The sequence below is a fragment of the Leptotrichia sp. oral taxon 847 genome, from assembly GCF_001553645.1.
GTDB lineage: Bacteria > Fusobacteriota > Fusobacteriia > Fusobacteriales > Leptotrichiaceae > Leptotrichia.
Map to the genome: position 1 here is coordinate 1,999,425 of NZ_CP014231.1, position 13,836 is coordinate 2,013,260.

Genomic DNA, 13,836 nt, shown 5'->3' on the forward strand with positions numbered 1-13,836 from the left:
TATGAATTTACCTAATAAATTGGCAACACTAAGAATAATTTTAGTTGTTCCTTTTGTCATAATTTTGACATTGGCACTAAATTCTGAAAGTCAAGTATTTGAAATAACTATGAGAATTTTTGCCACAATCATTTTTGCAGGAGCATCAATCACGGATTATTATGACGGAAAGATTGCCAGAAAGTATAATTTAATAACAAATTTAGGAAAACTTTTGGATCCACTTGCTGATAAAATTCTTGTGATTTCAGCGTTAGTAACACTTACAAAGTTTGATAAAATAAGTCTTTGGCTTGTACTTATAATTATTTTTAGGGAACTTTTAATCACTGGTCTTCGTTCGATTGTTGCCGCAGAAGGTGTCGTGATTGCTGCAGGAAATTTGGGAAAATGGAAAACATTTGTTCAGATGGTTGTTTTAATAATTATAATTTTATTTCCACTGGACTCAAAATTAAACAATATATTACTTTTAATTCCTGTTATTTTAACAGTGGTTTCAGGAGCGGAATATCTTTTGAAATGTAAAAAAATTTTAAATAAATAAGGAGAATTAAAAAATTGAATTTTTTTTTGATTACTGCGATAATTAGTAGATTGTTAGATGTTTACGAAACTGTTATTGTTCTTAAAGTTTTGGGGTCTTGGATCGATCCCTTTAACAATATGGCATTTTTTAGAATTATAAGAAAAATTTCCGAACCATATCTTAAATTGTTTAGGATAAATATTCCAATCGGAGCGATGAACATTGATTTTTCAGCGATTATAGGGATAATGGTTTTGGAAGCAATAAAAAGGCTTTTTGAGTTGTCTTTTTAGAAAATTATTTTTTTATCAAAATGTTGTAAATTTAAAGATAACATGCGATATAATTTTAAAATGGAAGTTTTTGGTTGTCATTTCTTTGTAAAAAGATTTTTTTGAAAGGAGGGAAATTTTGCTAAGAAAATACAAAAAAGTCTATTTGGATATAAGAGAAAAGATTACAGACGGGACTTTTAAGTCTGGGGAATTTTTAAAAAGTGAAATGGAGCTTGCAAAAAGTTATTCATATTCCAAAGATACCATAAGAAGAGCACTTTCAATGTTAGAAATGGACGGTTATATTCAAAAAATAAAAGGGAAAAATTCTCTTGTTTTAGAGTATGGACGTTTTAAAAATAGTTTGTCGAATTTACAGACTTCAGAAGAATTGAATAGAATTGAAAAAATTGATATTAAGACAAACCTTATAAGCCTTTATGTCGTGCAGGGTGAAAACGAAATTATGAAAATATTTGGAGTGGATGATAAAGTTGATTTTTACAAAGCCATAAGAAACAGAGTTTTGGATGGCGAAGCCTTGGAGTATGAAGTCGCATATTTTGACAGAAGAATAGTACGATTTTTAAATAAAGAAATTGCACAAAGTTCTATTTACAATTATTTGGAGAATGAATTGCAATTAAAAATTTCACATTCCAGAAGAGAGATAAAATTTCGTAATGCAACCGAAGAAGAAAAAAAATATATGGATTTGGGAAAATACAATATGGTCGTTGCAATAGAAAATCGCACGTATCTTTCAAATGGGACATTGTTTCAATATGGCGTAACTTCTTATAAGCCGGATAAATTTATATTTTCTACAGTAGCAAAGAGGTAAATACAGTTAATTTTTTATAAAAAATTTGTAAAAAAGTTAAAAAATAGGAGGAAAAAATGAAAAAAATTTTTAGTATGTTTATAATATTTTTATCTATTTTTTCGTTAAATTTTTCAAAACCAAGTATTTTTACCAAAAAGGAAATAGAGCCAATAAAAGCAAAAAAAATAGCACTTTCAAAAGTTCCAGGTGCAACATTTGCAAATGTTTTGGAATTTGAAAAAGAAAATGACTTTTACAAAGGTGAAATAAAATATCGTAACGTAACTTATAATTTTAGAATAAACTCTAATGGCAAAATTGTTGAGTGGAAAGAAAATGAGACACAGGAAAAAATGGAAGAAACAAATTAATTTTTTATAAATTAACGGTGAAAATTATAACTTAATGGATTTAATTTGTTAAATTTTTTGAAAAAATAGGAAAATAAAGATAAGAAAAAACTCAAATTTCTAATTGAAGAAACTTGAGTTTTTTTATGGAAAAATGAAAAGTTTAGTCTTGCATTCCTAAATATGCAGCTCCTAAAATTCCAGCATCATTTCCAAGTTTTGCTGTAACAATTTTTAGTGTTTCAAGTGTTGAAGGAAATGCTGTCTCTTTTATTTTTTCTTTAACTTTGTCAAATAGGAAATCTCCAGCAAGAGCAACTCCACCACCTACCACAACAATTTCAGGATCCAAAATATTTAATAAATTACCAATTCCAAGTGCTAATTTTTCAGCTTCATAGTCGACGATGTCAAGTGAAAATTCATCACCTTGTTTTGCAGCATCAAATACATCTTTTGCTTCTAAATCTCTTCCTTTTGTCATTTCATACAATAAATTCTGTTTGTTTACCGCAAGACGACTTTGAGCTTCACGAATTATTCCTGTAGCTGAAGCATAGGCTTCCCAGCAACCTTTTTGTCCACAGCCGCACAATTTTCCGTTATGTTCAATTTTTATGTGTCCAACTTCTCCACCGGCACCATTTAGTCCGCTTATAAGTTTTCCATCCACTATAATTCCACCACCGATACCAGTTCCGATGGCTAATCCTAAGACATTTTTGTAGCCTTGTCCAGCACCTTGCCACATTTCACCTAATGTTATGACATTCACATCATTATCAGCTTTTACTGGAATTCCAAGATTTTTTTCAAATTCAAGCGCCAAATCAATACCGTTTTTCCATGGGAAATTTGCCCAGAATTTTACTATTCTGTTGTTTAATACAGGTCCAGGAACACCGATTCCAACTGATTTTACATCATTAAAACTGACACTGCTATTTTCAATTTGCGCTTTCAAAATATTTGAAAGTCTTTTTATTGTTTCTGAGAAACCTTCGATAGAATCTGTTTTTGCAATTGTAGTAAAAATGATATTTCCACTTTCATCAACTAAACCTAATTTTGTGTTAGTCCCTCCTAAATCTATTCCAACATAATATTTCATTTTTCTTCTCCTCTTATTAAATTTTTATTTAATCTTTTCATAAATAGTTTACCTTATTTTTTTTAGATTTTCAAGATTAAAAAGTGTACTTTTGTTATTTTTTATTTTTTGATGGGATAATTTTGTCAGTACATAAAGATGCTTAAACTGATGTGAGGATTATAAGGGAAAATGAAATTCTTTTCCTCATTATGTAAAAAAAATAAAAATATTGACATTTCTAAGTTGAAAATAGTATAATGTGTTTTGAGAAATTAATGAAAGGACTTAAAAAAATGAAATTTAAAAATATAGTAACTTCGTCATTTTTTGCAGCGGCACTTGTCAGTGGAACTGCTATGGCGGAAGGACAAGTTTTACAAAATAAACAAGTTGTACAAAATACGAGTGTAACGAATGATATGTACAGAGCACAAGATGCATTTGCAGCTGTCTATGACAAAGCAAAAGATTCGGTTGTAAATATCAGAACAAAATCAACAATTGTAGTAGAAACTTATAATCCGTTGGAAGCCTTTTTATTTGGAACTTCAGGAAGAAGACAGCAAAGAAAAGAAACTGGAAGTTTGGGATCTGGATTTATCATTTCAAGTGATGGATATATTATGACAAACAATCATGTCATCGAAGGTGCGGATGAGATTTATGTAAAAATGTCAGATGGACAGGAATATTTGGCAAAATTAGTGGGAACTTCTCCAGAAGTTGACATTGCCATTTTGAAAGTTATGGCAAACAGAACTTTTAAACCACTTAAGTTTGCAAATTCGGATAATATAAAAATAGGACACTGGGCTATTGCGTTTGGAAATCCTTTAGGACTAAACAGTTCGATGACAGTTGGAGTAATTGGCGCGTCTGGAAGAAGTTCTCTTGGAATAGAACAAGTTGAAAATTTCATTCAAACGGATGCTGCAATTAATCAAGGAAACAGTGGAGGACCATTACTTAATATAAACGGAGATGTAATAGGTGTAAATACCGCAATTTATTCGACAACAGGTGGAAGTGTAGGACTTGGTTTTGCAATTCCTTCAAATTTGGCTACGAATGTCAAAGATTCAATAATAAAATCTGGAAGATATGAAAGACCTTATGTTGGAATTTCTGTACTTGATTTGACTCCAGAAATTAAAAGACAGAGAAATATTCCATATTCATCAGGAATTATGGTGCAACAGGTATATTCAGGCTCTCCTGCCGCAAAATATGGATTAAAACCAGGCGACATCATACTTGAAATAAACGGTAAAAAAGTAACTTCCGCAGGAACATTTATTGGAGAATTGGCAGCTAAAAAAATAGGTGAAACTGTAAACTTAAAAGTTTCTTCAGGTGGAAAAGAAAAAAATATATCAATGAAATTGGAAGCTTTTAGTTATTCAAGACAGCAGATAAACAATCGAAGAAGATAATTAGAAAAATAACAAGTAAAGAGATTCTCTCAGGAAATGAGGGAATTTTTTTAGTTAACATGATTTTTATAAAATTCATTGAATATTTGAACCTTTTGAGAAACAGTTATTCAAAACTTATTTTTTTCTTGAAATAACTGCATTTTTTTTAAAATTATTTGAAAAACTCAATAAATTTGGTATAATATAAACAAAATAAATTTTGTGTGGAGAGAAAATGAAGTGATTGAAAAAAAGAACAAATTAAATATTTTGGCGCCAGCGGGAAATTATGAAAAACTTGTCGCAGCAGTAAAAGCAGGAGCGGATGAAGTTTTTTTTGGACTAAAAGGATTTAGTGCGAGAAGAAATAATGAAAATTTGGATATGAAAGAAGTTTTTAGTGCGATTGACTATGCGCATTTACACGGTGTTAAAGCAATTATGGCTTTTAATACAATTTTGAAGGACAGTGAAATCAAAAGTATGTACAACAATATAAAAAGAGTGTATGAACACGGTGTGGATGCGGTTATTGTACAAGATTTGGGATTGGTCAAATTTTTAAAAGAAAATTTTCCAAATTTAAAACTTCACGCAAGTACGCAAATGACGGTTGCAAATCACGTTGAAGCTAGTAAATTAAAAGAAATGGGACTTAGCAGAGTTTGTCTTGCAAGAGAATTATCTTTTGAGGAAATTAAGGAAATTAGAAAAAATACTGATATTGAGCTAGAAATTTTTGTGTCGGGCTCGCTTTGTATCTCGTATTCGGGAAATTGCTATATAAGCAGTTTTATTGGCGGAAGAAGTGGAAATCGTGGACTTTGTGCTTATTCTTGCAGAAAAAAGTTTACCGATGAAAGTGGAAAAAGTGCATATTTTTTGAGTCCAAATGATCAGCTTTTGCAGGAAAAAGAGATTAATTTATTAAAAGAAATTGGAGTTGATGCGCTAAAAGTTGAAGGGCGGAAAAAATCTAGCGAGTACGTCTTTGAAACAGTAAGTTATTACGACAATATTTTAAAGGGGACTCCAAGGCCGACAGAAAGCTATAAACTTTTTAATAGAGGATATTCCAAAGGTTATTTTTATTTAGATGACAAGCTTATGAATCAAAAGTATTCTTCAAATTTTGGATATTTTTTGGGAATTAGATTAGGTAGTTCGAATAATTTTAAAATTGACGATGAATTAATTTTAGGTGATGGAGTTCAATTTGTTGATGAAAATTTTGAAAAAATTTCAGGAGAATATGTCAATAAAATTATTTTTAACGGCGAAAAAGTTCAAAAGGTTAAAAAAAATGACACGATTTCGATTGGAAAACTGCCAAAAGGGACAAAATATATTTACAAAAATTATTCTAAAGAAATCAATGACAAAATTATTCACAATATAAAAGTTTCCAAAAGATTTTCTGCCATTGATGCAGAATTTGTCGCAGAAAAAGGTAAAAAATTGAAACTTACTTTTGAGATTAAAAATTTGAAAAATGAAAAAATAACGGTTACAAAAGAAAGCGATTTTGTCTTGAGTGAAATTGCCAAAAAAACAATTACAAAAGAAAAAATTGCCAAAAAAATCGCAGAACTTGGTGACACATCTTTTGAACTTGCAAATGTCAAAATAATTTATGACGGAAATTCATTTATTCCATTTAGTGAACTTAAAAATTTAAAAAGATTATGCACACAAGAGCTTTCTAAAGAAGTTTTGGCATCGTACAAAAGAATTGCGCCTGAAAAGAAAGAATATGAATTTTTGCAAGAAAAAATTTTAAAAAAACCTATTTTTTCTGCACTTGTTTCAAATGAACAGCAAGAAAAAGTCTGTCGTAAGCTTGGAATTTCTAAAATTTATTAAATAATGCAAGAACACTCGCAACGCAAGGAACGAGATGAACTGCACAAAAATTTTAGTAAGCATATAGGGAAACTTGTATGTAGACACAGAAAGAACTGTGCAACAAAGAAACTGAATTGCTGGGAACTCTTAAAGCTGGTATGACCACAACATAGCAATCTTACTCATAAGAGGCAAATGTGAAGGTAGCGAAAGCAGAAAAAACATACTAGATGGTGCAAGGTTAAATCCTAAACATTATGATAATAGACAATCAGCAGCTAAGCCTGAAAAGGAAAGTTCAACGACTATCCCTCGTGAGGGGAGTACAATACAAGCGGTTGGTATTGGAAGTGGTTTCGCCTAAATCTTAGGTAGTAACAAATATAATTGTTATGAATATAAGATATGGATAAGATATAGTCTGTGCTTGTTAGAGATAACAAGAAGTTCAAGATATTCTTTTCTCCTTAACTTGTTAAGGAGTGAAAATATTAGGAGAACTGCATAAGTAGTAGCGAACTTATGTGAACGACGCTTCCCACTGTTGTGGGGTTTTAAAAACTTTAAAAATATTTAAAAATAAATAAAAAATATTACTTTTTGATAGTTAAAATGTAGAATATATAGTATAATATCTCTGATGAAAAGGAGGTGATTATATATGTATTTAACATTAAAACAACAGGTAAAGCATCTTAGTAAAAAGGAGTTTAGGAATTTAAAATATTTATCTCATATAGCCAAGAACTTAACTAATGAAGCTATATATAATATTAGACAATACTATTTTAAAAATAAAAAGTATTTAAGTTATAATGAAAACTATAAAATACTTAAAAATAGTGAGAATTACAAGAAATTAAATTCTAATATGGCACAACAAATTCTAAAAGAATTAGACGGAAGTTTCAAATCATTTTTTGGACTTTTAAAACTTGCTAAGAATGGTCAATATGATAATAAAAAAATAAAATTACCTAATTATCTTGATAAAGATGGTTTTACAACTCTTTTTATAGGTTTTGTAAGATTAAAAGATGATATTCTGATAGTTCCTTATTCAATTTCATTTAGAAAGACACATAAGGAAATCGCAGGAAAACTACCACCAGTATTAAAAGGCAAGAAGATAAAAGAGATTAGAATAATACCAAAACAACATTCTAGGTACTTTGAAATTCAATATACTTATGAGGTAGAAGAAGTTCAAAGGGAATTAAATAAAGAAAATGGACTAGGAATAGATTTAGGTATAGATAATCTATGTACTTGTGTTAGTAATAACGGAGCATCATTCCTAATAGATGGTAGAAAATTAAAGTCAATAAATCAATACTATAACAAGATAAATGCAAAATTACAAAGCATAAAAGATAAGCAAAAGATTAAGCGGACAACATTAAGACAAAAGAGAATAGCTAGAAAGAGAAATAATCGTATAGAAGATTATCTTTCAAAAGCAGCAAGAATAATTGTAAATTATTGTCTTAATAATGATATAGGAAAACTAGTTCTAGGGTACAATGAAGATTTTCAAAGAAATTCAAATATAGGAAGTATAAATAATCAAAATTTTGTAAATATACCATATAGAAAATTAAGAGATAAATTAATATATCTATGTAAACTATATGGAATAGAATTTAAACTACAAGAAGAAAGTTATACATCAAAAGCAAGTTTCTTTGATGGAGATGAAATCCCAATATATGATAAAGAAAATCTAAAAGAATATATATTCAGTGGAAAAAGGATAAAAAGAGGACTATATCAAACAAGTGCAGGTAAACTCATAAATGCAGATTGTAATGGAGCATTAAACATATTAAGGAAAAGTAAAGTTGTGGACTTAAGCGTCCTATACAATAGAGGTGAGCTGAACACGCCTAAAAGAATAAGGGTAGTTGTTGTGCTATCAAACTTCTTAGAAAATTTTTAAATAATTTTAAAGATTTTAGAACCCCATGACGTAAGAAGTGGGAGGTTCAGAAAAAGCAGTTTGATGTGGCAAAAGAGAAAAATTTGGATAAAATAGAGATAAATACGAATTTGGCCTCAAATCTTTATCAAGTTGTGATGGGTGATAAAAATGGGTTAAAAGGACAATCGCTTGATTGGAACTTAAATGTTTTTAATAATTTTACAGTGGAAGTTTTTTCTCAATTTCCAAATTTAGAAACCATATTTTTGTCGCCTGAACTAAGTTATCGGCAACTAAAATTTATAAAAAGTGATAAGATAAAAAAAGGACTTGTAATTTATGGACATTTGAAAGGAATGTATATCGAGCATAAAATTTTTAGCGAAAAGTATAAAGAGCTTGAGGGAGAGTTTTATGACAAATATAAAATTGTAAAAAATGAGTTGGATAATACCGAACTTTATTTAAATAAGCCTATGAATTTGATTCCTAAATTGGACGAAATTTTGGAGCTGGGGCTTGATGAATTGAGGCTTGATTTTACTTTTGAGACGGAGAAGGAAATTAAAAAAGTTATTGAAAGTTTAACTACAAAAAGTGGGAAATATACTCCGTATGCTTTTGAACAAGGAGTTTTATAAAAATTAAAATTTTAAGGAGAAAAAGTGGAAATTATAAAAAAACAAAAATATTTAGAAAAATTATATTTGTTATTGGGAGCTTCTATTTTTATTCATTATATTTTAGTAATTTTATTCAGCGTTTTAATATTATTTGAAATTTTTACCTCAAAGGAGTACAAAAAAATATTGAAAGACAGAACATTAATTACAGTTGGAGTTGTTTTGGGATTTTCGATAATGACTTCCGTCTTTTATAAAAATATTTTAGGGCTTGTGGCAATTCCAATATTTTTGTTCTTAGTGGTTGGAAGATATTATACTTTGGCAGTTGATGTGGAATTAAAGCAAAAAGTTTTGCAAATAATTTCAAAATTTTCGATAGTTCCATTTTTTATTGGGATTGTTGAATTTGTTTTGACAAAAAGCAGAATTGGTTATTTTGCATTTTTTAATCCGAATTATTTGGGAAGCGTTATGATGATGGGGGCGATTGTAAATTTATATTTATTTTTTGAAAAAAGAAATAAAAAAAATATTTTGTTTTTTTTCTCAAATATGGCGACTATTTTTTTAAGTGGTTCTCGATCATCGTTAATTGCAGTAATTTTAGGAATTTTTGTACTATTATTTTATTTTTTGGATAAAAGATATTTTATTTTTGGAACTTTGGTGCTTTTAATCTATATTTTGGGAGTTTATCTTCATATTTTCCCTTTCTTGCGAATGGACACTTTTGTAGAATATTTTTGGCTGAGGGTGGAAATTGTGCAAATGGCAATTGTCGTTTTTAAAAGAACAAATTTTTTGTACGGACACGGAAACTTTTTTTACTACAAGTTTACAAATCATGTCTATCCGCACTCGCACAATGCAATTGTGGAATTTCTTTTAAGTTATGGGTTTATTGGAACAGTTTTACTTGCGACAGTTTTTTTTAGATATTTATATGAAATTTTGAAAAAAGATAGAAACAATATTTTAAAGATTGCTTTGATAGTCGGAGTGATTTTTCACAATTTGACGGACTTTACAATTTTCTGGGTTCAGACGGTACTTTTGTTTATAATGATTTCGTCGTATGAAGAAGATAATAAAATGATAAAGGGTTATAGAAAAATAAAAAATGAAGAATTATTGGAGGAAAAATAAAATTATAAAAATTTTTTTAAGAAAGGAAAAGAAAATAAAAAAATGAGAAATAATATATATGTTGGACTGGTTCACTATCCTGTATACAATAAAAATAATGATGTAGTTGCAACTTCGGTTACAAATTTTGATATACATGATATTTCGAGAACTTGTAGAACTTATGATATAAAAAAATATTTTATTATAACGCCTGTTGATGCTCAAAAGGAGCTGACAAGTAGAATTATCGGTTTCTGGACTGAAGGTGATGGAATAGAATTTAATAAAAATAGGAACGAAGCGTTTGAAAATACAAAACTTGAAGATTCTGTACAAAGTTCGATTGAGACAATTGAAAAATTTGAAGGGAGAAAGCCAAAGATTATAACAACTTCTGCAAGAATTTTTTCAAATTCAGTTGATTACAATGTTTTAGGAAAAGAAATAATAGAAGATGAGTCGCCATATCTTATCTTATTTGGGACAGGATGGGGACTTACCGATGAAATTATGGATTTATCTTACAAAATTTTAAAGCCTATTCGAGGAAATACAAAATATAATCATCTGTGTGTAAGAAGCGCTGTGTCAATAATTTTGGACAGATTACTGGGAGAAAATTAAAAAATTTAAATATTTTGGGGAAAGGAAAAAATTATGGAAAGTGCAAATATGAAAAATAAAAAGTTGGTTGGAATTGTTGTTGTGAGCCACAGTAACAAACTTGCTGAAGAAATTATCAATTTTGCAAAAATTTTAAGTCAGGAAGATTTTCCAATTGTAAATGGTGGAAATGTAAAAAGAGAAGTTTATGGAACAAATGTGGAAACTGTGAAAAATGCGGTAATTTCCGCTGATAATGGAGCTGGAGTATTAATTTTCGTGGATATGGGAAGTTCTATTTTTAATGCTATGCAAGTGGTAAAAGAATTGGAAGGGAAAGTTGACGCAAGAATTGTCGATGCTCCAATTGTAGAAGGAGTTTTATCGGCTGCCGCTGCAAATTCTTTGGATATGGATTTGGAAGATTTGAAATTGATTGCTGAGGAAAGTAGAAATTTTACAAAATTAAGAAAAGAAATATAATTAATGTAATTTAAGAAAGTGAGAAATTTTTGAAAAAAATGGAAAATTTAATTAATATAGGGACAATTGTAGGGACACATCATTTAAGAGGAAGTGTAAAAATTAATTCAATTTTTGAAGAAATTAAGTTAATAAAAGGCGAGAAAGTTTTGCTTGAAAAAGAAGGAATTAAAAAAATTCTTTGTGTAAAAAATGTAAAACGATTAAATGAAAAAAAAGCAATTTTAGATTTTGAAGAAATAAAAAATATTGACGAAGCTCAAAAATTAAACGGATTTAAGCTAAAAATAAGAAGAGATTTGCTGCCACAAAAGACGGAAGATGAATTTTACATAAAAGATTTATTGGGAATGGGAGTTTTTTTTGATGATGAAAAAATCGGTGAAATTATAGATGTGATGGAAACCGCTGCTCACGATATTTTAATAGTCGAAGATATAAAAACCAAAAAAGAAATTATGATTCCGTTGATTGATGAATTTGTTAAAAAAATAGATTTTGAAAACGGAAGAGTCGAAGTAAATTTGATTGACGGAATGAGATAGAAAGCGAGAAATAATACAATGAAATTTAATGTTTTAACTTTATTTCCCGAGTTATTTGAGCAGTATCTATCACAAACTATTTTAAAACGGGCAGTCGATAAAAACATAATAGATTATGAAATTATTAATATTCGTGATTATGCAAGAAACAAACATAGTCAAATGGACGACATCCCTTTCGGTGGCGGTGCTGGAATGGTTTTAAAACCAGAAGCCTACTGGAATTATTTCTATGAAAATTTTGAATATTTTAAAAATGAAAATCCAAATTCAAAAAAACCGTATGTGATATTTTTATCTCCGCAAGGAAAGCAATTGACTCACAAAAAAGTTACAGAACTTTCTCAAAAAGATGAAATTGTGCTAATTTCAGGTAGGTATGAGGGCCTTGATCAAAGAGTTATTGATAGATTTGTCGACGAAGAAATCTCAATTGGAGATTATGTCTTAAGCAGTGGTGATTTACCGTCATTGGTATTGATGGATTCCATCATTCGAATAAAAAATGGCGTAATAAAAAAAGAATCTTTTGAAACGGATTCATTTTATAACGGACTTTTAGGGTTTCCGCAATATACAAGACCTGTAGAAATTGATGGAATGGAAGTGCCAGAGGTTCTAAGAAGTGGAAATCACGCAAAAATAGATGAGTTTAGACAGATGAAATCAATTGAGAAAACTATTCAAAATCGGAAGGATTTATTTGAGAAAAAGTTGGAACATATTGAGGAAGATTTAGAGTTTAAAAAGGTTTATAAAAAATATTTGAAAAGTAAATAAATATTATGAACTTAAGAACATAAATTTCAAAAAAAATTTTGAAAATATGTTCTTTTTAGGGTGTGTAAAAATTTTTGTGTAAACCTCTAGATAATATATGGTAAAATAACTGTATAATATTTGGAGGTTTTTGTTATGACTAAAAAGAAAATTGACAACGAAATTTTTAAAACACTGATTGAGGATTACAATATTAAAGATACTAATGATATTAAGGATATGCTTAAGGATTTGCTTTCGGGTACTATCCAAACCATGCTTGAAGCTGAAATTGAGCATGAACTGGGGTATGCTAAACATTCTATGAAAGATAAGACTACTTCTAATGCTAGAAATGGACATTCCAAGAAAACTGTTAGAAGTGAGTATGGCAATCTTGATTTAGATATTCCTAGAGATAGAAATGCTGAGTTTGAGCCTCAAATCATCCCTAAATATCAAAGAGAAATTACTGGCATTGAAGGACAGATTCTTTCTCTTTATGCTAAAGGAATGAGCAATAGAGATATCGAGGACCATCTCAATAATCTTTATGGAATTGATGTTTCGCCATCTATGATCAGTAAAATTACAGATAAAATTATACCTGAAATTAGGGAATGGCAGTCTAGACAGCTTGAGGATGTATACCCAATAGTTTTTATGGATGCTATCCATTACAGCGTAAGAAAAGATGGAGTTGTTGTTAAAAAGGCGGTATATTTAGCTATAGGAATAGATAAGGAAGGGCGAAAGGAGGTCTTAGGATTTTGGATAGGAGAAAATGAATCAAGCAAGTACTGGCTAAATGTTTTAAATGAATTAAAAAACAGAGGAGTTCAGGATATACTAATTATGTCTGTTGATAATTTAAAAGGGTTCAGCGAAGCAATATCTTCGGTGTTCCCTAAGACAGAAATTCAAAAATGTGTGGTTCATCAAATTAGAAACAGCATAAGATACATATCTTACAAAGATGTAAGGGAATTTACATCAGACTTAAAAGAAATGTACAATGCACCAACACTGGAACAGGCAGAGTTTAAACTGGATGAACTAGAAGAAAAATGGGGTAAAAAGTATATGGCAGTAATTAATTCCTGGAGAAGTAACTGGAATGAGTTGACAACATACTTTAAATATGATACAAAGATAAGAAAGCTGATATATACGACAAACCCGATAGAAAGCTTAAACAGACAATTAAGAAAGTATACGAAGACAAAATCACTTTATCCGACAGATGAAGCATTGATGAAGTCAGTATATTTAAGTTTAAAGGAAGCAACAAGGAAATGGACTGGAAGAATACCGGGCTGGGGAGAAATATATTCTCAGTTAAGTATTTATTTTGAAGGAAGGATTTAAAAACAGGATGATAAAAATACCATCCTGTACCATATATTATATTTTGAGTTTACACAAAATTCTGGACACT

General features: G+C 29.5%; 15 protein-coding genes. 14 read left to right on the top strand and 1 reads right to left on the bottom strand.

The window, feature by feature from the left end; genetic code table 11:
- Position 1 precedes the first annotated feature (1 nt).
- From pgsA to AXF11_RS09440, 4 genes are all read left to right on the top strand, one after another.
- On the top strand, positions 2-547 hold the full coding sequence (gene pgsA / locus AXF11_RS09425; protein WP_068157567.1) for a CDP-diacylglycerol--glycerol-3-phosphate 3-phosphatidyltransferase: 546 nt from the start codon (positions 2-4) through the stop codon (positions 545-547).
- A gap of 14 nt (positions 548-561) precedes the next feature.
- Entirely contained in the window at positions 562-822 is a 261-nt protein-coding gene (locus tag AXF11_RS09430) for a YggT family protein (protein WP_231724699.1), read from the top strand.
- 118 nt (positions 823-940) lie between these two features.
- The gene (locus AXF11_RS09435; RefSeq protein ID WP_068157570.1) at positions 941-1,648 is read left to right on the top strand and encodes a UTRA domain-containing protein; all 708 of its coding nucleotides are present in this window, start codon (positions 941-943) and stop codon (positions 1,646-1,648) included.
- 56 nt (positions 1,649-1,704) lie between these two features.
- Complete coding sequence (locus AXF11_RS09440; protein WP_068157572.1) at positions 1,705-2,001, top strand: PepSY domain-containing protein; 297 nt, start codon at positions 1,705-1,707, stop codon at positions 1,999-2,001.
- Positions 2,002-2,143: 142 nt separating this feature from the next.
- On the opposite strand, the gene AXF11_RS09445 is transcribed toward AXF11_RS09440, so the two are convergent.
- Positions 2,144-3,091, bottom strand: coding sequence for an ROK family protein (locus AXF11_RS09445; RefSeq protein ID WP_068157575.1), 948 nt, complete (start codon positions 3,089-3,091; stop codon positions 2,144-2,146).
- A 275-nt stretch (positions 3,092-3,366) separates the two neighbouring features.
- Here AXF11_RS09445 and AXF11_RS09450 point away from each other — a divergent pair, with 275 nt between their 5' ends.
- From AXF11_RS09450 to AXF11_RS09495, 10 genes are all read left to right on the top strand, one after another.
- Entirely contained in the window at positions 3,367-4,506 is a 1,140-nt protein-coding gene (locus tag AXF11_RS09450) for a S1C family serine protease (RefSeq protein ID WP_068158379.1), read from the top strand.
- A gap of 222 nt (positions 4,507-4,728) precedes the next feature.
- The gene (locus AXF11_RS09455; protein ID WP_231724700.1) at positions 4,729-6,351 is read left to right on the top strand and encodes a peptidase U32 family protein; all 1,623 of its coding nucleotides are present in this window, start codon (positions 4,729-4,731) and stop codon (positions 6,349-6,351) included.
- Positions 6,352-6,994: 643 nt separating this feature from the next.
- A complete protein-coding gene (locus AXF11_RS09460; protein WP_068157578.1) occupies positions 6,995-8,272 on the top strand; it encodes an RNA-guided endonuclease InsQ/TnpB family protein in 1,278 nt (425 codons plus the stop codon).
- Between the two features lie 65 nt (positions 8,273-8,337).
- The gene (locus AXF11_RS09465; protein WP_068157581.1) at positions 8,338-8,895 is read left to right on the top strand and encodes a hypothetical protein; all 558 of its coding nucleotides are present in this window, start codon (positions 8,338-8,340) and stop codon (positions 8,893-8,895) included.
- Positions 8,896-8,919: 24 nt separating this feature from the next.
- Positions 8,920-10,026: an O-antigen ligase family protein gene (locus AXF11_RS09470; protein ID WP_068157584.1), complete on the top strand. Its 1,107-nt coding sequence runs from the start codon at positions 8,920-8,922 to the stop codon at positions 10,024-10,026.
- A 42-nt stretch (positions 10,027-10,068) separates the two neighbouring features.
- Positions 10,069-10,632: an RNA methyltransferase gene (locus tag AXF11_RS09475; RefSeq protein ID WP_068157586.1), complete on the top strand. Its 564-nt coding sequence runs from the start codon at positions 10,069-10,071 to the stop codon at positions 10,630-10,632.
- A gap of 33 nt (positions 10,633-10,665) precedes the next feature.
- On the top strand, positions 10,666-11,094 hold the full coding sequence (locus AXF11_RS09480) for a PTS-dependent dihydroxyacetone kinase phosphotransferase subunit DhaM (RefSeq protein WP_231724701.1): 429 nt from the start codon (positions 10,666-10,668) through the stop codon (positions 11,092-11,094).
- 38 nt (positions 11,095-11,132) lie between these two features.
- Positions 11,133-11,639 carry a ribosome maturation factor RimM gene (rimM, locus tag AXF11_RS09485; RefSeq protein ID WP_068158388.1) on the top strand — a complete coding sequence of 169 codons (507 nt, stop codon included), beginning with the start codon at positions 11,133-11,135 and terminating at the stop codon, positions 11,637-11,639.
- Between the two features lie 18 nt (positions 11,640-11,657).
- On the top strand, positions 11,658-12,419 hold the full coding sequence (gene trmD, locus AXF11_RS09490; protein ID WP_068157590.1) for a tRNA (guanosine(37)-N1)-methyltransferase TrmD: 762 nt from the start codon (positions 11,658-11,660) through the stop codon (positions 12,417-12,419).
- Between the two features lie 135 nt (positions 12,420-12,554).
- The gene (locus AXF11_RS09495) at positions 12,555-13,766 is read left to right on the top strand and encodes an IS256 family transposase (RefSeq protein ID WP_068153993.1); all 1,212 of its coding nucleotides are present in this window, start codon (positions 12,555-12,557) and stop codon (positions 13,764-13,766) included.
- The last annotated feature ends 70 nt before the right edge of the window (positions 13,767-13,836 follow it).